Source organism: Colwellia sp. 6M3 (genome assembly GCF_014077595.1).
Taxonomy (GTDB): Bacteria; Pseudomonadota; Gammaproteobacteria; order Enterobacterales; family Alteromonadaceae; genus Cognaticolwellia.
This window is the reverse complement of record NZ_JACGWF010000002.1, coordinates 67,007-87,829: the sequence shown is the minus strand read 5'-3', so window position 1 is coordinate 87,829 and position 20,823 is coordinate 67,007. Positions and strand designations below refer to the sequence as shown.

Below are 20,823 nucleotides of genomic sequence, written 5' to 3'. Positions count from 1 at the left end.
GGAGTATGTACTTTGGCCATCAACAACAGCCTTAACATTTTAACGAGTGAAGAAATTGATGAACTTTACGAAATTCCCAAAATAGATGCGGAAGATAGAGAGCTGCTCTTTGAGATCACAGTAGAAGATGAAGTTTATCTTGAGCAACAGAAGAGTATTTATAATAAAATTAACTATATTCTCCAATCAGGATATTTTCGAGCATCCCGACAATTTTATAACTTTGCATTTTCAGATGTTCGAGATGATACCTGGTTTATCATTAATCGTTATTTCCCACACACTCACTTTCCAAAAAAGCTAACATCCAAAGGTAAGCATTACGCAGCCCAAAAAGCGATTTTAAGTATCTACAGTTATAAGCGTTACGAGGCATCATTTGGCATAGAGGTGAGCCGACAAGCTAAACGCTTATCAAAAAGAGATATATCCCCACGCTTTATATTTGATGAATTATTAAATTTTTTCGAAAAGCATCAAATTGTACGACCTAAATATTCGACTTTACAAGACCTGGTATCATTGGCTATACAGCGTGAAGAAAAACGTTTAGCGAAAAAACTTGGCACTTTACTAGATAAAACATCTCGGGATACATTAGATGGACTGTTGGCAGATGAACAAACAATCACTGGTTTGACGCTCTTAAAACAAGATCCTAAGAGTTTTGCCACAAATGAAATGCGTAAAGAACTCAAAAAGCAGCAAAAAATAGTTGAGATTTTTCAACAGTCAAAATCTATTATTTCCAAGCTGGCAATATCCCGACAAAATATCCAGTATTATGCCGACATATGTGATTTTTATGATGTCTATCAACTCAAACGATTCGAACTCATGAAGTCCCGATTATGTATGATGTGTTTTGTTTGGCAGCGATTCATCAAATTGAATGATCATTTAACAACGTATTTGGTACATAAAATTCAAGGCTACGAAAAGCATGCCGAAGTTGATGCAGGAGAAAAAATACTTGAGGCAAAATTGGGTGTAGGTGAAGATCGAAAATTAGCAAGTCAAATGCTCAAAGTTGTTAATAATCAAAATATACACCAAGATCAAATTCGGCCAAAATGTTATGCGATCATCAAAAAAGACAACTTTGATGAATTCACTAATAAATTGGCTGAGCCTGAAGTTAATAACAAAAAATATGAGTGGGAATATTACAGCAAAGAGCATAATGCAATAAAAACCAATTTGCGTAGTACCTTTATGGCGATTGATTTTAGCTGTGGTAATAATCATCACCTTAACAATGCCATTAATTTTATTAAGAAATTAATGTTATCCAAAGATAAAATGGATGATAGGTTAGCTTCAGAAGTACCTACCGACTTCATTTCTACCGCGCAACTAAAGTATATTACCTATAAAGGCTCAGTAAAATTCACGCAGGGATCTAAAGATGATGACCACGATGTAAAGTTTGTTAATATCAAGCGATATGAAGTCATGTTATACCGCTCTCTTGCACAAACAATTAAATCAGGAAGCACTTTTATTTCAGACAGTGTCAATTATCGTCATTTGGAGGATGATTTGATTTCCCTTGAAAGATGGAATAAGGATAAAGCTAAAATATTAAATGAGCTTTCTGACTGCCTTAATCTCAAATCAATTGTGGAATTACTCCAGGAGAAAGAGATTGAATTAGAATCTCTATATAAGATGGTTAATGCACGTATAAAGTCAAAAGAAAATAAAGAAATAAAAATCAATGAAAACAACCTATCCTGGACACTGCCGTACAAAAGGGCAGAAGATAAAGCTAACAATCCTTTTTACCAGGATATTGAAACGAAAAGTATCTCAAAAGTTATCGATTACACAGCTAAACATACAGGTTTTTTTGATAGTTTCACCCACATACTCAATAAAGGATCTAAATCAAAAGCCCAACCTGATTACCTGAAAGCATATTTTGTTGCACAAGGCACATCAATAGGGAACAAGCGTATCGCTGAATCATCAGATGTAAGCTTGGAAAACTTAAAAAATATTGCGGGTAAATTTATCCGAATTGATTCTATGATTGATGCCAGTGATCAAATCATTAATAAAACAGCCCAACTTCCGATATTCAATAATTATAATTTGTCTGATTATGGCATTCATGCCAGTTTAGATGGACAAAAGCTCGAAACAAGATATCAAACAGTACAGTCAAGATACTCAACAAAATATTTTGGCTATGGTAAAGGTGTTGTATCTTATAGTTTAATTGCTAATCATTTGCCTGTTAATACCAAGATAATTGGTGCTAATGAACACGAGAGTCACTATGTATTAGATATCGTATATAATAATACTAGCGATCTTAATATCACGTCAGTTTCTGGAGACATGCATTCGATCAATCGCGTTAATTTTGCTTTGATGAATTTATTTGGCTATGACTTCATGCCAAGATTTACTCAATTAAATATGAAAGCTGAGAAAAATTTAGTTGCATTCAATAAACCAAGTGAATACTCAGAATTGTTGATTAAACCATCGAGCCAGGTTAATAAACAACTTATTATTGATGAATGGGACAACATATTACGAATCCTTGCCTCATTAGCGCTAAAAGAAACCAGCCAAAGTACCATCATCAGAAAATTATCATCATATTCAAAGAAAAACCCTACGTTAAAGGCACTTATCGAGTTTGATAAAATGACTATGAGCATATATATGCTTAACTACATTAATGATATCGATTTGAGAAGACGAGTAAGTAGAGCATTAAACAGAGGTGAGGCATTTCATCAATTACGAGCTGGAATTCTTCAAATTAGCGGCAAAAAACTATTAGGTAAAACTGACAAGGCGTATGAGATAAGCAATCAATGCAACAAAATATTAGCTTGCTGTATTATTTACTACAACACATCGATACTTTCCGAGTTATTAGCAAAGGCTGAAGCTGCTAATGATGAAGTGTTATGTAGTCAAATTAAGCGTTTTTCACCTGTAGCTTGGCAGCACATTAACTTACTCGGAAATTTTGAATTTAGGCATACAGATAATGTTATTGATATTCAAGATGTTACTAAATTTGCAGTTGAAAACAGTATAAACACAAAAACGACTGAAAGCCCTTTAAATTAAGGGCTGTAGACTTTCATGAATACAAACCAGTGCTATGTGGAATTACCCCCTCCACGGAATTTGTTACCATTAACTGAAGTAATTGCCCGTTTTAATTGATGGTATGCTTCACCTCTGTTCAATGCTTGTTGAACATAATGGCGCAGTGTTGAATTATCAACATACTCCAGAACATAGATGGACTTAATTAAACGGTCGTTTATTTACATAAAAATAAGAAAGGCTTAAATCCCAGACGAGGATATCCGAGAGTACTATTATGCTAGAGGCTTAGCCGAACTTAGTATCTATCAATTAAAGTACTCATAAAAATTATTACAAACTAATAGTCACACTTAAGTACTAAGCGGACTTCTTTATTATATATCTCAAGTAGTTGATCAATAATTTTTATCTTTTTCTTGAGGAGGCTGCATTTGTCTTCTAAAAGGGCATGAGCAGGCTTCATTATACCTTCTAAATTATGGCTATTTTTATATGATTTAGAATACGCTTTAAGTGCCTTATCATATTCTAACATTTCAAAAATAAATCTTGATCGTTGTGCACGGCAATCTTTTATGAATTCGACCTGTAACCAAGCTCTTGTCTTAATAATGTCATAGCTGTCGTAAAATAAATGTGTTTTTTTATAAATCTTGAACTTATTATTTATAACTATTGATTCTTCTAACTGACCTTTTTTAGTCAACTGCTTAACATAGCTAGACACTTTTCTCTGTATCTCTGAGAGTTCAAAGTGTTCTGTTTTTGTTAAACAACAAAAACCAACACTTATCTCTTTCAAAGTAAAGTTGTCTACATTACTCATACTAATAACAGTGTGAAAAAATGAATCCAGATTTAAATCCATGTATACCCTTAAATTATGATATATAGTACATATTATATGTACTATAGTACATATGTGAGATACTAACAATATGGGATCATTATCTTTTTTAAGATTCGGATCCTAGTTAAATGCGATCAGTTATAGAGATCATTGGTAAAAATATAAAACTAGCTCGTGTAAAGAAAGATTGGAGCCAAGCCGAACTAGCACATTTATTAAATGTGGAACAGAGCTATGTTAGCAGGGTTGAATCAGGAGCTGTGGCAATCTCATGTGAGAGAATATATGAAATAATGCACTTATTAGAATGTGATACAGACGATATATTTCCATCAATATCTACAATAAAGAACAAAACTAATTAAAAAGGCTATACAAAATTCCGGTATATCCCCTGAAGTGGAGCTAGCATGAAACAGGAATTAAGTAAGTCGAACAGAGTGGCTTTTGAGACCTTTTTTAAAATTATGGAAACTTGGGCAGTCCCTCAAGACACTCAATTAATCTTACTAGGAAACTTACCCTTATCAAATTTTTTAAATGCTAAAAAGGGAAAGTTTACAGAAATAAATTTAGATGTAATCAGAAAAATTGCATGTTTAATCGGCATATATAAATTTTTGAGAATATTATTTCACTCTAAAACTCAAGCCGATACCTGGATACATAGACCTAATAAGGCTTTTGAAAACCTCTCGGCTTTAGAGTTTATGTTAAAGGATGACAAAAAAAATATCGATCAAGTTTATATATACCTCCGTGCACAACTAGTTTAGATATAAAGGTTTCTATTTACTAATGATGATTTCGGACCTAATGACTCGTCGACTTACTGAATACAGATAATAAAGGTTCTGTAATGCTGCGAAGCCTTACTCACAAGCAGTCCCATCCCCGTCTCTGTCATTCATATACTCGTAGGCAGGATGATCAAAGGAAACGGGGAAAATTCCATGTTCTCTTGCTTCGGAACAATTAATTCGACCATTATTATTTGTATCATATAATGTGAGCACGTCGTTTTTTTTAGATGAATACTTATTACTAGATCCTTCATCTGGATAAAAAATCATTTCAACACTATCATATTTAGATAATATAGATTCTAAAGCGTCAGCTTCATCTTTATCTACACCTAGCCCATACTTCTTTTTTACTTCTATAATTCGGTTTGCAAACCAGCACTTATTTCTTTTCAGCAACCATTCAGAAGCGTCAAAATCGCACTTTCCTCCTTTGCCACATCGATTGTTCTTCGGTGACGCAAGAGTTAAATTTAAAGGATCAGTTGCAAACTGTATCCGTCTTTTTTTCGTCGCACTGCATAGACCGCTATCATGACCTTCAGATGCTGCAACAATGTGTTCAATGTCTGTCATTCTATCATTATAAAAATACTTTCCTGAATATGGTCCATATCCAGCCCTCCCATGCTTCTCACGATCTTATCCTCTAAACTCTGAGTATAAGGGTATTGGTCTCTTTTATTATAGGGTGAACATCTGTGTTCAGGCTTAACAACAAGACCATTCAAAATGCTTTGACCTGCATATGAATAAACTGAAAATATAATTATAAAAGTGAGTGTTACTAAGTACTTCATAGTTATACCCTGTATAAATATCTGAATTATCAACCTGCGATGAGCTCAATTGAAGGGATTCACGCCTAATAACTGTTGCGTAGCCGGAAGCACAAAGTTTATCGTAATCTGTTAAGTCTCATTCAAAATAAACCTAGAGCTTAGAACTGTATACTCAACCAGTATTAGTATGCAAAAAGTACATTTTTTGGTACGATATATAAACAAAACCATCCTAAAGGTGACATATGGGTAGAAAACGAGTGACGACAACAGGCGAAAACTCCACTGGTCGTAATACGACTTTCCACGATAATTACACTAATAACGACATGACAAGAAGTCAGTTTGTTAAGAAAATTGAACATGGTAATTATAGTAACTACCATGTTCGTAAAATCAATGGTATCAAAACACCTGTATCTAACCCTGATAAAAACGTTAACAATAATCTAGATTAGTTAAAAGAAAGAAAGGACTCTTAACTCCCATTCTTGCAGCTATACCCCATTAGCACATTGTACTAGTAGAATGATAGCTTAGATTACGCTCTACTACCTGCTGATAGAGAATTGCGGACAGTCTATCTGAAGTTATATTTGAACCTTTTACAGTGACTTATTCTAATTTATTACTCATTTTATATTTTGTAATTTAGTTAAACCTAATAAAATTAGGTTAAATTTTAATATGTACAAGCATATGTAAAATGAGTTAAATTGCATCTAAATAACATGGAAAGTATTGCGGTAATCTAGAAAATATGAAAATTTCTTATCCTTCTCTTTTTAAATCAACAGGATTTAATGATATCGATAAAGCAGATATCTACAAAATGTTTGCTGAACCATTCCCACACTCAAAACGTCGTATTATGCTTACAACAAAGCTCCGAGAATACATAGAGCAAGTAAATAGTTTGGCTAATAGGGCTGGTGTAAATATTGAAATTTGGATCGACGGTTCTTTTACTACAGAAAAACTTGAGCCTGATGATATTGATCTTGTTATATCTGCAAAAACTTGCGAATTAGAATCACTACCGATAGAGTTGAAGGATGCTTTTATTACTCTAGTCGATAACAACCATACAAAAGTGAACTATAATTGTGATGTGTACTTTTGTAGTGAAGATGACGTAGTAAACCGTAGTTATTGGAGAGGGTGGTTTTTGTTTGATAGAGATGAAAAGCCTAAGGGTATTGTGAATCGCCCCGAGTTCATCGGAGACCAGTTTGTTTAAGTCAGGCCACTTTACCTGACTCGTTTAAATTATCATAGTAGTCTGTTTCATATTGAGCTGGTGAAATATACCCAATTGAAGATAATAAGCGTTGATTATTAAACCAATTGACCCACTCTAACGTTGCGTATTCAACAGCATCAACATTCTTCCACGGGCCATTTCTGCGAATAATCTCTGTTTTAAATAATCCATTTATTGTTTCAGCCAATGCATTGTCATAAGAGTCACCCACACTGCCTACAGACGCTTGAATTCCAGCTTCAGCAAGTCGCTCAGTGTATCGTATAGACAAATATTGGCTGCCTCTGTCGCTGTGGTGAATTAACCCTTCGGGGTTGCCACGATGCCAAATAGCTTGCTCTAACGCATCAAGAATAAGCTCTGTGTGCATTGTCGTTGATACACGCCAACCTACAATGTATCGTGAAAAAACATCTATCACGAAAGCGACATAAACAAACCCACTCCATGTGGCAACATAGGTGATGTCAGCTACCCAAAGTTGATTTGGCTGCTCAGCAGTAAATTGACGATTAACTAAATCAAGTGGCTTATCTTGTTGCTCGTCAGGTATCGTTGTCTTATGTGCTTTACCCCGACGAACACCTTGAATTCCCATAACTCGCATCAATCGTTCGACTGTACAGCGGGCGACTTGATGGTCGTCAAGCTGTAGCTGCTTCCATATTTTTCTTGCACCATAAACTGACATATTATCCTCCCACACTTCGCGAATGAGTATTATCAGCTCAGCATCACGCTTTTTGCGGTTAGACAGTCGCTCAGGCTCTCTTTGTATCTGTTTATGAGAATAATACGTTGATGGTGCAATCGGCAATTCCTTGCAAATTGACTCGACACCGTAATGCTCTCTGCAAGCATCAATAAAATCCACTATTACTTCTGTTTGCGGTCGAGCTCCGCTTGGGCGAAAAAAGCGGCAGCTTGCCTCAGGATATCATTCGTTCGCTTGAGCTCTTTATTCTCGCGCTCTAAGACGGCAAGGCGTTCTTCAGTTGATTGCGTATTAGAAGAGGGTTTAGACGGTTGAGCTTGAGATTTCTTGACCCATGCTCTAAGTGTTTCTGGGGTACATCCCAGTTTATCTGAAATCGATACTAGCGCAGCCCAAAGAGAAGGGTATTCATGCTGTTGTGTGGTAACAAGCCTAATTGCACGTTCACGAAATTCTGATGTATAGCGATTTGATTTTTTCATAGTTCCAGTTTCTCAAGTTATTGAGTCTCTGGCAAACACGGGGCGATTCATTGCGAGGATTTTCTTATGATTAAAGATATGAAATTTGATTGCTTGTCTTCCAGACAATCACATGTAGAAGAGTTAATTGATACTCTAAATAAGAGTGACTCATTTTCTTCGAAACTTGCCAGTAAGTCATTGGACTATCATCTTTGTAGTGGTCAATAAAATTTGGCCACAGCTTTAGAATCTTGGTATCTAACCTCAGATTCATTTGGCGCTAAACCGGCATTATAATGATGTGGCCTAACGTTGTTGTAATACCCGTTGATATAATCACTCACACTATATTTAGCATCTTTAAAGTTTTCGTATCCAACCTTTGGCATCCACTCCGTTTTAAAGCTTCTAAAAAATCGCTCCATTGGCGCATTATCCCAACAATTTCCGCGCCTGCTCATACTTTGTGTAATTTTATAGCGCCATAAACGTTGACGATATTTTAAACTTGTATAATGACTACCTTGGTCTGAATGAAACATCAGTCCACTTGGCTTACCTCTGCTTTCATACGCGAGTTCAAGCGCTTTTAGCGTTAAGTTAGTATCTGGCGACAACGACATTGCCCAACCAACGACTTTACGTGCAAACAAATCAACAACGACCGCTAAATAGGCCCAGCGATTGCCTGTCCAAATATACGTCACATCACCGCACCACACGGTATCTGGCTCAACAACATCAAATTGTCTATCAAGCAGATTTGGAATTTCAAGGTGCTCATTACCACCGCGTTTATATGAATGTTGAGGTACTTGGCAGCTTTCAAGCTTTAATTTAACCATTAGCTTAGCAGCACGATAACGACTCAATTCAAAATCATTGTTCGTTGCTATTGCCGCGATTGTCCGCGCCCCAGCTGAGCCGCCGCTCATTGCATGTATGGCTTTAACTTCAGCTTCTAGCCTTATTTGCTCTGGCGTCGGCGTTGTATCCCGTATAGCCCAATATTTATAGCTGCTACGATGCACATTGAATACGTTACACAGCACGCTAATTGGGTAACGCTCTCGTTGATTTAGTTTCTCAATTAACGAGAATTGTTCAGGGAGTCGGACATCAAGAGAGCGGTAGCCTTTTTTAATATATCCTTTTCTAATTTAATGCGTTGGATTTGCTTTTTAAGTTCGCGGATTTCAATTTGTTCGGGCGTCATTGGTGAAGCAGATGGTGTCTGGCCACTCCGCTCTTGCTTTAATTGAGTAACCCACTTACTGACGGTTGATTTACCCACCCCCATCGCTTTGGCTGCTTCTTCTTGAGTATAACTTTGGTCAACTACAAGCTGAGCTGTTTCTAATTTGATTGCCGCAGAATACGTTGCGCGTTTTAATTTCGTCATTTTTTCACCCAAATTTGTATGCTTATTAGCATAACATTTCTTTCTTAATGGGTGGCCAAAATCACTGTACCACTACACTTAGTGATTTAAGAAATCAACAACAAGAGTCTTTAGATACTCAAAGCTTAAAAGAAGTATTAGAGGTTAGATTAATAGGTGCTTCTGTTAACTCTGGTTCAGCTCCTATTGAATTTATTTCGAAGCTACTAAAAGAGATCTCACTATCTATACACAGAGCAGCCAACAAAATTACTACAGGTAAAAACTCCAGTAAAACAACGAGTACAGTCAAAGATTTACTAAACCTAAGATTTGCAGGGACATCACCGGGCTCTACAAGAGTTGTAATGACAGCCGACTCAGTTGGTGATTTAGCTGGCAATATAACTCATGATACTTTTAAAGAACTTTTTAGCATTTTAGGTTCATCTGATGAAACTGACTTTATTGAGCATGCATCTAATATCGGTTCACACTCTTTAGCATCAATTCATACATTAATAACCGATATTAATAAACAAGGCTTATCCGTTAAGCTAAGCTGGCCTGACTCATTAAATGGTAGGGTTAGGGTATGGGACGGATCAAAAAAGAATATACATTCATTTCAGGAAAGATTTTCTTCTATTGATATACGTAGAACTGAAACGGCCAACATTTCTGGAAAAATAACGTTACTATCCCAACATGGTAAATTTAGTCTTCTCCAAGATAATGGCGAGGAGATAAAATCTACATACTCAAATGATTTACTTGCTCACGTTCAAGCCTTAAATATAGGCAATAGAGTATCAGCCACATTTCAAAAGAACTATATTGGAAACTCAAAGCTAAAAGTGGAAAAGGTTTCATATAGACTTTTAAGGTTTAAATAGTACTTCTAATAGCTCTATGCCTATTATTGCTACTAAGACTTTTCGTTATAGGCTAAATATGATAGCCCGCCGAGTATTCACTTTGCGGGTTAATTCATGGCCAAAGTACATATAACTTTTTGAATAAAGCTTCACCAGATTCTGGATAACAAAATGACAAGCAAATAGCTTTCTCATTTTTCCTGAACATATTATAAATAAAAATTATTCAAACGTTTAATCTTCTAACTGTAATTGTATTAAGTCGCTCTGTATATATTATGATTACCTTACTTACAGCAAGCTCGCAGTGAACTTAAGAGTGTTATTTTCATTCTATTCCTTTAAAAAACACTTTAGTTTAGCACCTAAATGAACAGATCGAGATTTGGAAAAATCTTTACTCAATGCATCTGAAAAAACACTTAATTTGCCAATAAAAATGACTTCTTTTTTTGCTCGTGTTATTGCAGTATAAAGCATTGTTCGATCTAAATTTAAAGTCCTATCTAAAGGAATAATGACACGATCAAATTGAGAACCTTGGCTTTTATGAATTGTCATGGCATATGCCAACTTTAATTCATTAATGAGTTCTATTGTTACTTCTCGCTCTGAACCATCGTCCCATAAAATCCGCCCAAAGCTCAAGGGAGTATTATCTTCCAAAGAGCGTAGTGCATGCCTTTTATATACTTTAATTACTTCCCCTAAAGAGCCATTCATTAAATCTAGATTATAAAAATTCTTGCAGCACATCACTTTATCACCTAGGCGAAAACCTGTTCTAAGAAAGTGATCAAACTCTTCTGTGACGATATGTATCTCAGGTCTATTATTAACAGATGAGCACAACTCATTAATAGAGTCCGCCATTTTATTAGTTGGGCAAATAATCTGTGTGATATTTGGTGATTCCCAATAAAACTCAGCTGCCAAAGCTTTGATTTTGCCAAAACCATTTACTTCAGTATATTTCACATCGAAGTGCTCTAATTCGGGCATAATACCTTGACGTACGGAGTTTGCCACAGATGGTATATTAGAGTTCTCCCCCTGACGTTTCACCTCAGTTAAAGTAGCCTTAGCAATGAGCTTCAATTGAATAAGTTCATGAAAGACTAGACCAAAATCTATCGGTGGTAATTGCCCCGTATCACCAAGCATTACTATTCGGGTTTTACTAGGGATAAACTTCAAGAGGCGATACATATTTGGTAAGTCCACCATAGAGCTTTCATCAATTACAACCGCAAATTCTGTATTTTGATTAAAATCAAATTTTCGTAAGAATCTAGCTATAGTAAAAGATTTATGACCTGTCGCCTCACTCATTCGTTTAGCTGCTTTCCCGGAAATAGCTAATTGAATTGGAGCTATATCCATGCTATCAAATACACGATACAGCACATCTAACAATGTTGTTTTTCCTACACCGGCACCACCATTAATAATACAAAATCGATTTTTATGCGCTTTATCTAAGGCGTTAATTTGACATGTCGTCAATGAAAAACCTTTCTCCCTCTCATACTTAAGTAATATGTCTGAAATACTAGTCTTTGCAATTAAGCTCTGAGAGGGAGTTTGAATCAATTTAGCTAGGGTCTCAGCAATAAAAGACTCCATCAAGAATGCACCATTACTTTGAAAAGCGCCTTCTTTTAAAAGAACGTAATTATCACAATCAATCTCTAGTACCTTTGATAATAGGCTTTCTTTTTCTATAGCTTCAATATTACCTGATGCCAGATACCGCCCCAGTGCCTCTACAATAGATTCATATGTTGCAACCGTGCTTCCACTATTCAATATATCGTAAAGCGCCGCTTCAATAGCTGCGGATACCCTAACCTGCGAATCTTCAGTAAAACCTAGTTTTTTAGCTATCCCATCGCATACAATAAAAGATAATCCAAAAGCAAGAAGCAGATATGGATCTTTATTCAATTTTTCGATAGTCTCATTCTGATAAAACTCAATTACCCTGAGCGATACTGAAACATCTAATCCTAGAGTTATATTACAATAGCGCATAGCATCAAGATTTAGATAGATCTGCCACGCATCAATAGCTCGAACAGCTGTTTCATAAGAAAGTACTTGAGTTAAAGCTTCAATGTCACCTTGAGTTAATAAATCACTCAGGCGCTCACCAAATACAGCCCAAAGCTTCTGCGCTTTGACAGGACCAATGCCTTTAAACCGACTACCAGTACCAATTAAATCTGCGATTAATGCGCCTTGAGGAGACAAAAAATCAATCTTTTTAGTTGTGACTAAGAATCGCTTCAATACTGAATCTGTAGTGATTGTAAGCTTTGCTTTAGGAGTAACATCCAGTAACATACCCTTTGTTATTGTAGAAACAATAACATCTTGATCAGAGTCTTCAATAAGAACAATAAAATGCTCTAGTTTATTAATTTTCTTGAAAGTTAACGGATCAATTTCAACACCATTAAATATAGCCCCATCTCTGCTGTGACAAGCACTACGTGTAACACGAATAGTAATAGGCCGTGCATATTGCATCATCATCGAATGAAACGTCCAAATCGTGTTAAATAATCAGAGCGAACATCTACTTTTGCTAACTGATTTTTTGCTGTTCGTAATTCAGTTTTCAAATTGTCAATTTTGGCTGATAATTCTGAAACTTGTAATTGGAGACTTTTAATTTCAGCATTTTCTACCTTAATTACTTCATCTCTTTTTACACTATTGAAATAATTAATATTACTATTATTCTTAGTTAATTTATCTCGTGATTGGTAAGGCAATTCAAGTATATACCCCTGAACTTTAAGTGCTTTAGCTTTTAAAATTATATAGCTTTTAATATGTTCATTTTGATATAAACTTGAACGGGCAATTTTTAACTCTTTGGCTATTGCATTTAAATCCAGAGATCCATTATCGATGTAACTCATCCAAGCTGCTGTATCTAATACTCCTATCAACCCAGCAACTTTAATAAGGTTTGCTTTACCTGATGGGTGCATACGATCTAAGTTAAAATCGGAAAGCTCGGCTTCTACATCAAATAAATTACTCATTAGCGACTCTTTTTTCTACCAGCTGTTTTAATTGATTCAGGTATCCGTGCGTTGAGCTCATCAATACTCAAATTAGCATTAGTGGCGTTGTACAACCAACGTGCATATTTTTTGTCATACTCCTTAAGTATGCTTTTAAGACGCTCACACTCACCTTTTCGTTTTATTAACTGAGCTTCCAAGTTTTCAATACGTTTTTCCGCAGTGACAACCTCTTTCTGCGTACCATTAATTTCAGAATAAGCATTAGAAATCACCTGATTGGCTGATAATGCCTGACGTGTAAAGCCACTCATTTCAGCCAATTTAGCCCATGTTACTTTGCCATTTTTAGAGCGAGAGGCAAGTAAGACAATTTGACTACAAATTTCTTTCTCTAACTCTGAGTTTAACCTAGCTTGTTTTTTCATATAGCCTCACACTTCGTTTTTCCTTCAGGGAAAACCTGTACACGCTCTCCGACAGCGATGCTATCATTACCCTCAATATCTAATGCTATCTTACACCCATTGAGAAGTTCTTCATGAGAAGCTAACCAGTTATTTGCATTATGATACTTCTCTTCGACTGAATCTTTAGCCGCTTCAACATGAAGCTTTTGCTGTTCAAAAATACGCTTTACTTCATGAATTTCTTTCTCACGTCCTTTAACGCGATAATACTCAGCGCATCCACGTAAACAAGCGTAATGCTTACCACAAGGACTATCGTTATAGTCATGCTTACATAGCCCTATCGCTGTTGTTAGTGTTGTCGTTAAGTCATCTATTGTGTCAATTGCTTCTTCTCGATCTACAAGCGTAAATAATATTGAAGCTTCTTTTGCTTGCTCACTTGAAATGCCTGATGAAGCAATAATATTATGCGCATGATCCATGACTACTTTAGCTTTATTAGTATGATCATATGCCTCGTTATCACCAATATATTTTCTCCCAAAATACCTAGCAACTTCAATTTCCGAAACCGTATCGCATAATTCCAACATTGTACTAAGGAAATGTCTGAACTGATGTGATGTGAGGCGTATAGGTGTATCTTCATATACCAAATTTCTACGTTCAAAAATACTTTTTACACCTAGCTCGGGACGACCTGAAATATAATCAGATATCTGTGTGTGTGTGATGAGAGTGAACTTCCATGCTTCTGTAGATTTCAGTGCATGGTGACGTTGGTGTTGTGTTACAAAAATCATACGATGTAACTTATCTGCCACTGTTGTATTCTTAACGACTGACCAGAGTTCTTTTATTGACTGTGAAGCCAAAGCAGCCGTCACACCTTTGACGTCTATAGGCGATATTGTAGCTACCTTTATTGGTTTTCCTTGAGCGCCTTCTACAACTCTAGCGTTAATTGTGATATTTCTTTTTCGCAGAAAAGTTTGAAAATTTGAATTACTGGACCACGCAAGTAGACGACATGCCTCAGAGGCAGGGATTTCATGTTGAAAATCAAGCTCAGGGAAAAAGTCATATTCTTTTTCCTCAAGCTGTTCTATACAGTTCCTAACTGGGGAGAGTAAATCAATGGCAGTCTGTAAACCTTTTACCAAAATTGGTACTAAGCAATCAACAACTGTTTTTGAGCTATATCCGCCTCCTTTTTTCGCTTTGTAACGTATTTCATGGACATTGAAAATTTCCAGCTTTCCAGTTAAAACATTACGTTCCTCAATTTCTCTTTCATATAAACAATCCACATCTAATGAAATAACCTCATCAAACCTAAAGCCCGTCGCAAACATTATTTCAACAATAGCTTGAAACAATGCATCATCGCCTTTCAGATCTGTATTGGACAGTGTGGCGACACAAATCAAGCTATACTTGGATGGTAATTTTTTAGCTCTTTCATCTATAGATGCTGAATCTATTTTTGTGTCACTATTAGTATGTGTTTTTCCACGTTTAGCCGTCTTTCTGAAAATTATTTTATACTTAGCTAATTTCATTCGATTTATAAACTTACAAATACCCTCTAGTTTGCTTCCGATACGATAAAATGTTGAAGCCGCCAGTCTCTTTTCTGCATCAAGCTCTGCTAATCTGAAGTCATTAGTGGAAAGCTCTGCTATTTTTTTGTTTGTTTGAGACAATACGTTGTCTAAATAACGATACGCATTAACCCAAATTTGTAATGTGCCAACATCTTTTTGTGACTCAATCTGAATTGCTGTAATATGACATTTTAGAACATTAGACAATTCAGCATGGTGAAAAGGTCGCATTTCCTTTCGTGAAGTTTTAACATTTACAGCTTTTTGGTTGTCTCGATTAAAATATATGTATTGTTCGTACCCAGCCTTCCGAGCTTGTGTTTTGCAAATTCCTTTAACATCCCAATATAAACCAGCCCAATCAAAGGAATCTTTGGATTTGAAAGGTGAGTTTTTTTTGTAAAACGTAACCAAATTATCGAGATTTGATTGGACGTCCTCTCCAGTACGGGGTAATAATGAGACAACATTACTCATATTTCACCTCGCTCAAATTTTTGTACAAACTGTGATGCAGCTAAAAAATCTTTATGCTTTAGTATTTCTATTGCATGGGATTCACCAAATGTACTTTTGGTCTCTTCAACAAATAGCTCAACCACTCCCTTATGATCAGCATCGTCAAAAGCTTCTAAAGACTGACATCCATAGCAACTTAGAGGAGGGTTAAGTCCACATGGCAAGATGCTGCCACAGCTACCAATGAGATGTAATGACTGATCTTTTGTAGGTGCAAATATTTGCTGACCTGATTGCGAAGCTTGGTCTGATGCAATAACTTTTCCTTTGAAGGCATCAAGAATATCACTTGCCTCTGTATTTAAAATATCTCCGAGTTTTCTTGCAACATGGTGAGTATGTCGGTAATAAACTTCCAGCTGCTGCAAATCGCTATGATCCATTAGTTCAGCAACAACCTTCAATGGAGTACCTTTAGCAATCAACTGCGTACAAAATGTTTTTCGTAAACGCCGATTAGTAACTTTGAAAGTAATAGAGAGCTTTTTATTTATAGCTTTTATTCGCTGATAAAAAGTTACTGGTCTAAGTCTTAAACTTCCATAATTATGTGTTTCTTTTGTTGCGGGGCATAATATGAAATGCTCAGGGTTTTCAGTGTAATTCTCTTTTTCTAAATAACGTTTTTTGAGGTCTTGAATCATTTTATATAGGGTCAATGTTATAGGTCTTTTTTTATATGTATTATTATTTTTAAATCCGCGCTGTTTTGCTCTGGGTAAAAAAATAAATGGAGCATTACCTTCTTCCATCATCACATGCTTAAATTGAAGCCTAATAACCTGAATATTACGAGCTCCTAATACTTGACCAATTTTTAGTGCAACTAATCCTTGATGTTCTTCAATTGAAAGCTCATTCAGCTTAACTTTAGATAGTTTTTCCCTAAATATCCTTTGCTCTTTAAGCATCAAAGGACCTCTATTTGGAAGCACCATTAAAACGTCTTTTCCTTTACCCTCATCAGACCCAAATCGAAGTGTATCTAAGTAGAGATCAAAGAAATCTTCATCAAAAAAAGGAAAATCTTCTTCTACAAACCAACCATAAATTATTCTCAACATGGATTTAGGGTTAGCGCTACGACTTTGTGTCATTACATCTCGAACTTGTTCATCAATGTGATCGTTAATCTCATCTTCATTTTTAAAAGCTTTGTTAAAGTGAAATGCCCTTAAAAGTAAAAATTGATTATATATCGTTTCATTTGCGTACTTTTTACAGGCAAATGAAATCCATGCTTTCGCGTGTTCAATAATTAAAGGATCAACTAATTTGAAATTAATAAGTATTCGCTCAGGAAGTAATCGGCAATCATCTCCAGTTAAATCAAGATGTTGCCCACTTTGAGTTATTGGATAAGGGTCATAAACTATCTCTTTATCTGAATAATCAAAAGTAGCAGTTGTTATCTGCTCATGACTCAGAACTACATTAGGTTTCATAAACTATAACTTCCTTTACTATTGAGTATTCTCTAATTCATCGTGGTAACTACTTAGGGCTTCAATACTTTGCTCTAAAGTAGCAAGCTTTTCATAATTTTCACTTTGTCTAGAATTCGGTCTCCAGCCACCTATAGAGTTTTTTATTTTTGTTTTTAGATCATCACTATATCCTTTCGAATACATCAAACGATCTAGGTTTTCAAAAAATGTGTGGCGCAAACGATGAGGCCCAAAAGTACCAAGGTCTGGTATCTTTACTTTTATGGCTTCAAAGATTGATGTTAATGCGGATAATGATAAAGGGTTATGTGGGTGGTGACTTGACAAGAAAAGAAAAGGTGGCTGTTTCATGGCTGCTTTAGGGATATTTCTGATAACCTTATATTCATTGACCAAATCAGCTAAATTAGATGAAATTGGAATAATCCGACTTTCAGTTTTTTCATGTGGAACTTCTGAACGAGGATCTTCATACATAACGTTTTGCGTAGTATAAATATATGGTCGTTCACCGTGTCCTAGTTTTGTTGTATGGCAATTATCGATTGTCAAAGAAAGAAGTTCACCTCGACGTATCCCAGTTTCATAACATAAACGAATAATAAGTTTATTTCGTAATGCGGTACTTCTAGACCAACCAAAATAACTTGGATTTTCAAGCCCTTTGTAAAGTGAAGATTGAAGTAAAGGAGAAAGTCCTGTAACGGATGATGATTTTGAATTTACCCTTTTACGACCCTTTAACTTTTTAAAAAGCCTTCTGGAAAGAACCTCAATACGTCTTATTACTGGATCACCAATACGACGTCGACTTATAGCTCTGCCAACTAAATAGTCAAAGTAATCTATGCATGCATCTACACGTTGATTGAAGTATTCTGGCTCGACTGTTCCACTAATGATAGGTGTAACTTTTCCTAACTCCTTGGAATACCTTTCAAGATGGCGAATAAAAGATATAAATAACTCACCTCTACTCAGTCCATAAAGCGAAACTTCTTCCTCTAGATCAATATCCATACGCTCAGCCCATCGTTCAATATGAATAATGTGTCGCGTAATGTTTAACTGCGTGCTGTCGGCTCGACCTGAAAGCTCTATTAGACTGTAGCGGCATATTCTATCTATAGGAACTCCGTTCTGATCTACGACAAGACAACCAATCTCATTAACACCATCCTTTCTGACTTTACGTATCTGCATAAATCAAATCTTTACAATATTAATTTGGTATATTTATAGCATACAAAAACACACTGTCAATTTAATTTTACAATGAAAATAAAAAAAGCCCTTTAAAAAAAGGGCCTTATCATAAAAGTTCTTTACACTTTAAAAGTTCCAGAACTAGAATGGTATATCGTCATCAAAATCAATCGTTGGTTCTTGTGGGTTTACTTTTGGTGCATTCTGTTGAAAACCACCTGATTGCTGCCCAAATCCACCAGACTGCGAAGGCGCTGACTGCTGCTGATATCCACCAGATTGTTGAGAGTTTGAGTTTGATTGCTGCGGTGCTGGTTGTTGATAACCTCCAGACTGTTGCGCAGGTTTGTTATAAGCTTGTTGAGGCGCTGCTTGCTGATTAAATCCACTGCTTTGTTGTGGAGCTGGGGCTTGCTGCTGGAAACCACCTGATTGTTGAGGTGCTTGTTGATTGAATCCGCCTGCACCTGCACCGCTACCACCACGAGAATCTAACATTTGCATTGTGCCGTTAAAACCTTGAACAACTATCTCAGTTGTATATTGATCTTGGCCTTGTTGGTTTTGCCACTTACGTGTTTGCAAAGCACCTTCAATATAAACTTTAGAGCCTTTCTTTAAATATTCGCCAGCGATTTCGGCTAATTTACCGAACATAACTACACGGTGCCATTCAGTTTTTTCTTTTTGTTCACCCGTTTGCTTGTCTTTCCAACTTTCAGAAGTTGCAATAGTAAGGTTAGCAACCCCACCACCGTTAGGCATAAAACGCACTTCAGGGTCTTTCCCTAAGTTACCTAAAATAATTACTTTATTGACACCAGCCATGAACAAAATCCTATATTTACAGTAAAGTCATACTTTACTTATTTAACACTACCTAAGCGTCAGCTCGCTTAGAATATTTATTTTTAATAACAATATTCAGATTCTATCACTACGGGTAAAAAATTACGCTAGATTTACACGATTTTTTCTGAAATATTTTATCACTCGGGTCTGAATTACTGCTTATCATTATCTCTATGTTTAAGCAGAAACTTGGGTCTATTCCCCAGTTCTCGACATGTGAGAATTAAGACCAATATTAGCCTTTATAATTCAATAAAATGGGCTTTCATACATTCGATTGTTGTTGCAGAAATTTTTTGAGATTTTTTAGCTTGATGGTCAAAGTGCACCATAACAGCAGTACCCGACGCACACTTTTTATCGGCTTGCCACGCTTCTTGATAAACATCAAACGAGCTATTGCCTATACGACTAATAAAAGTTTTTAACTCTACTTTAGCACCGTATTGCAATTCAGCATGAAACTCAACGGTGGTTTTAGCCAAAATCAACTTCCAGTTACTTAAGCTTAAATCTGGTGTAAACCATTCAAAAACAGGGTCTCTTGCACCCTCAAACCACTGTGCAACTACCGTGTTATTAATATGTCCTAAACCGTCAGTTTCGCAAAACCTTGGTTTTATACTTTCATTTATCATTCTGATTCTCTATATCATTTTTGCAATATATGTCTTGATATACGGTGGTTTTCGCCGATATAAAAACACGTTAAAATAATTTTTATTTCAACATTCTACAGAGATTTTTCAACAAGGTAATTAAATTAGTAGCGGTTTGTTGTATGCTTAGTTCAGATTAATAATAAGAATGTGACCATGACCGATTTTATAGAAGTATACCCAAACGCACTAAGCCCAGAGTTTTGCTCAAAATTTATTAAAGAGTTCGATAACAGCAAACATAAAGTAGCAGGGAGAACGGGTGGTGGTGTCGATACCACTAAAAAACTCAGCCAAGATATATATCTGAACCAACATGCTGAATTTCAGCCGGCCTTGCAAACCATTTTACGTGCTTGTGGCGACCAGATTACTGACTATATTAGCAAATATTTTTTTAGTTTAATTGGCGGCATTTCATTAACGGTACAACACCCTAAAACTAAGCAACCCGTAATACTCACAGTTGATAATTTTGAAGAAGTAGGCAAGCCAAATTTATTTAATTTAATAAAATATTTATTTAATTTAGCTCCTGTTAACGCGCAAAGTTATGAGCAAGGCAAGGGTAATTATGGTTATTGGCACTCAGAAATATATCCACAATTAGGTGATAACAAGGCGCTGCATAGAGTACTTCTTTTTATTATTTACTTAAATGATGTAGAAGAAGGCGGTGAAACAGAGTTTTACTATCAAAATAAAATTATTAAGCCCAAAGCTGGCAGCATGATTATTGCTCCTTGTGGTTTCACTCATACACATCGAGGCAATATACCTGTCTCATCGAATAAATACGTGCTAACGTCTTGGATGAGTTATAACCCAGCACAACAAATATACACGGCAAGTTAATATAATAA

General features: G+C 35.9%; 19 protein-coding genes, 1 pseudogene and 1 other annotated feature. Of the genes and pseudogenes, 7 read left to right on the top strand and 13 right to left on the bottom strand.

The annotated features are described in order from the left end of the window. Positions 1–12 precede the first annotated feature (12 nt). Positions 13–3,096: a Tn3 family transposase gene (locus H4J50_RS00890; protein ID WP_182253887.1), complete on the top strand. Its 3,084-nt coding sequence runs from the start codon at positions 13–15 to the stop codon at positions 3,094–3,096. Positions 3,097–3,134: 38 nt separating this feature from the next. Here H4J50_RS00890 and H4J50_RS19910 read toward each other — a convergent pair. Beyond that, positions 3,135–3,293: pseudogene (locus H4J50_RS19910) on the bottom strand (Tn3 family transposase); the annotation flags it as partial. 125 nt (positions 3,294–3,418) lie between these two features. Further along, the gene (locus H4J50_RS00880) at positions 3,419–3,949 is read right to left on the bottom strand and encodes a hypothetical protein (protein WP_154904243.1); all 531 of its coding nucleotides are present in this window, start codon (positions 3,947–3,949) and stop codon (positions 3,419–3,421) included. A 110-nt stretch (positions 3,950–4,059) separates the two neighbouring features. On the opposite strand from H4J50_RS00880, the gene H4J50_RS00875 reads away from it, so the two are divergent. Both H4J50_RS00875 and H4J50_RS00870 read left to right on the top strand, forming a co-directional pair. Beyond that, positions 4,060–4,296: a helix-turn-helix domain-containing protein gene (locus tag H4J50_RS00875; RefSeq protein WP_154904244.1), complete on the top strand. Its 237-nt coding sequence runs from the start codon at positions 4,060–4,062 to the stop codon at positions 4,294–4,296. Positions 4,297–4,341: 45 nt separating this feature from the next. Beyond that, positions 4,342–4,707, top strand: coding sequence for an antitoxin Xre/MbcA/ParS toxin-binding domain-containing protein (locus tag H4J50_RS00870; RefSeq protein ID WP_154904245.1), 366 nt, complete (start codon positions 4,342–4,344; stop codon positions 4,705–4,707). Positions 4,708–4,803: 96 nt separating this feature from the next. Here the strand turns inward: H4J50_RS00870 and H4J50_RS00865 are convergent, their stop codons facing one another. Then, positions 4,804–5,310 carry an excalibur calcium-binding domain-containing protein gene (locus H4J50_RS00865; RefSeq protein ID WP_154904251.1) on the bottom strand — a complete coding sequence of 169 codons (507 nt, stop codon included), beginning with the start codon at positions 5,308–5,310 and terminating at the stop codon, positions 4,804–4,806. 451 nt (positions 5,311–5,761) lie between these two features. Between H4J50_RS00865 and H4J50_RS00860 the strand changes: the two genes are divergently transcribed. Together H4J50_RS00860 and H4J50_RS00855 are read left to right on the top strand one after the other, a co-directional pair. Further along, the gene (locus H4J50_RS00860) at positions 5,762–5,974 is read left to right on the top strand and encodes a hypothetical protein (RefSeq protein ID WP_154904246.1); all 213 of its coding nucleotides are present in this window, start codon (positions 5,762–5,764) and stop codon (positions 5,972–5,974) included. 302 nt (positions 5,975–6,276) lie between these two features. Beyond that, entirely contained in the window at positions 6,277–6,756 is a 480-nt protein-coding gene (locus H4J50_RS00855; RefSeq protein WP_182253885.1) for a DUF6932 family protein, read from the top strand. Position 6,757: 1 nt separating this feature from the next. Here H4J50_RS00855 and H4J50_RS00850 read toward each other — a convergent pair. After that, positions 6,758–7,977, bottom strand: a protein-coding gene (locus tag H4J50_RS00850) for an IS3 family transposase (RefSeq protein ID WP_089368775.1) whose coding sequence is annotated in 2 segments (ribosomal slippage) — positions 6,758–7,698 and positions 7,698–7,977 — 1,221 coding nt in all. Because the reading frame shifts where the segments join, the coding sequence is not laid out codon by codon here. Then, positions 7,583–7,699 (bottom strand) — a sequence feature (AL1L pseudoknot). (Overlaps the previous gene by 117 nt.) A 203-nt stretch (positions 7,978–8,180) precedes the next feature. Then, positions 8,181–9,361, bottom strand: a protein-coding gene (locus tag H4J50_RS00845) for an IS3 family transposase (RefSeq protein ID WP_086007400.1) whose coding sequence is annotated in 2 segments (ribosomal slippage) — positions 8,181–9,103 and positions 9,103–9,361 — 1,182 coding nt in all. Because the reading frame shifts where the segments join, the coding sequence is not laid out codon by codon here. A 47-nt stretch (positions 9,362–9,408) separates the two neighbouring features. Here H4J50_RS00845 and H4J50_RS00840 point away from each other — a divergent pair. Further along, complete coding sequence (locus tag H4J50_RS00840) at positions 9,409–10,236, top strand: hypothetical protein (protein ID WP_182253883.1); 828 nt, start codon at positions 9,409–9,411, stop codon at positions 10,234–10,236. Between the two features lie 315 nt (positions 10,237–10,551). Here H4J50_RS00840 and H4J50_RS00835 read toward each other — a convergent pair whose 3' ends face one another. The 8 genes from H4J50_RS00835 to H4J50_RS00800 all read right to left on the bottom strand — a co-directional run bounded on the left by H4J50_RS00835 (position 10,552) and on the right by H4J50_RS00800 (position 19,939). Further along, positions 10,552–12,756 carry an AAA family ATPase gene (locus H4J50_RS00835; protein WP_182253881.1) on the bottom strand — a complete coding sequence of 735 codons (2,205 nt, stop codon included), beginning with the start codon at positions 12,754–12,756 and terminating at the stop codon, positions 10,552–10,554. Beyond that, entirely contained in the window at positions 12,753–13,274 is a 522-nt protein-coding gene (locus H4J50_RS00830; RefSeq protein WP_154903937.1) for a hypothetical protein, read from the bottom strand. Before H4J50_RS00830 ends, H4J50_RS00835 begins: the two co-directional genes overlap by 4 nt. After that, the gene (locus H4J50_RS00825; protein WP_154903936.1) at positions 13,274–13,684 is read right to left on the bottom strand and encodes a hypothetical protein; all 411 of its coding nucleotides are present in this window, start codon (positions 13,682–13,684) and stop codon (positions 13,274–13,276) included. Before H4J50_RS00825 ends, H4J50_RS00830 begins: the two co-directional genes overlap by 1 nt. Next, a complete protein-coding gene (locus H4J50_RS00820) occupies positions 13,681–15,753 on the bottom strand; it encodes an integrase (RefSeq protein ID WP_154903935.1) in 2,073 nt (690 codons plus the stop codon). Before H4J50_RS00820 ends, H4J50_RS00825 begins: the two co-directional genes overlap by 4 nt. Further along, complete coding sequence (locus H4J50_RS00815; protein ID WP_154903934.1) at positions 15,750–17,240, bottom strand: site-specific integrase; 1,491 nt, start codon at positions 17,238–17,240, stop codon at positions 15,750–15,752. The genes H4J50_RS00820 and H4J50_RS00815 overlap by 4 nt, the downstream gene beginning before the upstream one ends. Before the next feature lie 18 nt (positions 17,241–17,258). Beyond that, on the bottom strand, positions 17,259–18,446 hold the full coding sequence (locus H4J50_RS00810) for a site-specific integrase (RefSeq protein ID WP_154903933.1): 1,188 nt from the start codon (positions 18,444–18,446) through the stop codon (positions 17,259–17,261). A gap of 144 nt (positions 18,447–18,590) precedes the next feature. Beyond that, positions 18,591–19,277 carry a single-stranded DNA-binding protein gene (gene ssb, locus H4J50_RS00805; protein WP_404842730.1) on the bottom strand — a complete coding sequence of 229 codons (687 nt, stop codon included), beginning with the start codon at positions 19,275–19,277 and terminating at the stop codon, positions 18,591–18,593. A 266-nt stretch (positions 19,278–19,543) separates the two neighbouring features. Further along, positions 19,544–19,939 carry a thioesterase family protein gene (locus H4J50_RS00800; protein ID WP_108457414.1) on the bottom strand — a complete coding sequence of 132 codons (396 nt, stop codon included), beginning with the start codon at positions 19,937–19,939 and terminating at the stop codon, positions 19,544–19,546. A 177-nt stretch (positions 19,940–20,116) separates the two neighbouring features. Here H4J50_RS00800 and H4J50_RS00795 point away from each other — a divergent pair, with 177 nt between their 5' ends. Continuing rightward, positions 20,117–20,815 carry a 2OG-Fe(II) oxygenase gene (locus tag H4J50_RS00795; RefSeq protein ID WP_182253879.1) on the top strand — a complete coding sequence of 233 codons (699 nt, stop codon included), beginning with the start codon at positions 20,117–20,119 and terminating at the stop codon, positions 20,813–20,815. Positions 20,816–20,823 lie beyond the last annotated feature (8 nt).

Excerpts from the sequence above, each read along its gene's own strand:
- H4J50_RS00855 (WP_182253885.1), top strand. The coding sequence starts at position 6,277 with ATGAAAATTTCTTATCCTTCTCTTTTTAAATCAACAGGATTTAATGAT.
- H4J50_RS00840 (WP_182253883.1), top strand. The coding sequence starts at position 9,409 with ATGGGTGGCCAAAATCACTGTACCACTACACTTAGTGATTTAAGAAAT.
- H4J50_RS00880 (WP_154904243.1), bottom strand. The coding sequence starts at position 3,949 with ATGGATTTAAATCTGGATTCATTTTTTCACACTGTTATTAGTATGAGT.
- H4J50_RS00795 (WP_182253879.1), top strand. The coding sequence starts at position 20,117 with ATGACCGATTTTATAGAAGTATACCCAAACGCACTAAGCCCAGAGTTT.
- H4J50_RS00865 (WP_154904251.1), bottom strand. The coding sequence starts at position 5,310 with ATGACAGACATTGAACACATTGTTGCAGCATCTGAAGGTCATGATAGC.
- H4J50_RS00800 (WP_108457414.1), bottom strand. The coding sequence starts at position 19,939 with ATGATAAATGAAAGTATAAAACCAAGGTTTTGCGAAACTGACGGTTTA.
- ssb (WP_404842730.1), bottom strand. The coding sequence starts at position 19,277 with ATGGCTGGTGTCAATAAAGTAATTATTTTAGGTAACTTAGGGAAAGAC.
- H4J50_RS00830 (WP_154903937.1), bottom strand. The coding sequence starts at position 13,274 with ATGAGTAATTTATTTGATGTAGAAGCCGAGCTTTCCGATTTTAACTTA.
- H4J50_RS00810 (WP_154903933.1), bottom strand. The coding sequence starts at position 18,446 with ATGCAGATACGTAAAGTCAGAAAGGATGGTGTTAATGAGATTGGTTGT.
- H4J50_RS00825 (WP_154903936.1), bottom strand. The coding sequence starts at position 13,684 with ATGAAAAAACAAGCTAGGTTAAACTCAGAGTTAGAGAAAGAAATTTGT.
- H4J50_RS00860 (WP_154904246.1), top strand. The coding sequence starts at position 5,762 with ATGGGTAGAAAACGAGTGACGACAACAGGCGAAAACTCCACTGGTCGT.
- H4J50_RS00870 (WP_154904245.1), top strand. The coding sequence starts at position 4,342 with ATGAAACAGGAATTAAGTAAGTCGAACAGAGTGGCTTTTGAGACCTTT.
- H4J50_RS00820 (WP_154903935.1), bottom strand. The coding sequence starts at position 15,753 with ATGAGTAATGTTGTCTCATTATTACCCCGTACTGGAGAGGACGTCCAA.
- H4J50_RS00835 (WP_182253881.1), bottom strand. The coding sequence starts at position 12,756 with ATGATGATGCAATATGCACGGCCTATTACTATTCGTGTTACACGTAGT.
- H4J50_RS00875 (WP_154904244.1), top strand. The coding sequence starts at position 4,060 with ATGCGATCAGTTATAGAGATCATTGGTAAAAATATAAAACTAGCTCGT.
- H4J50_RS00815 (WP_154903934.1), bottom strand. The coding sequence starts at position 17,240 with ATGAAACCTAATGTAGTTCTGAGTCATGAGCAGATAACAACTGCTACT.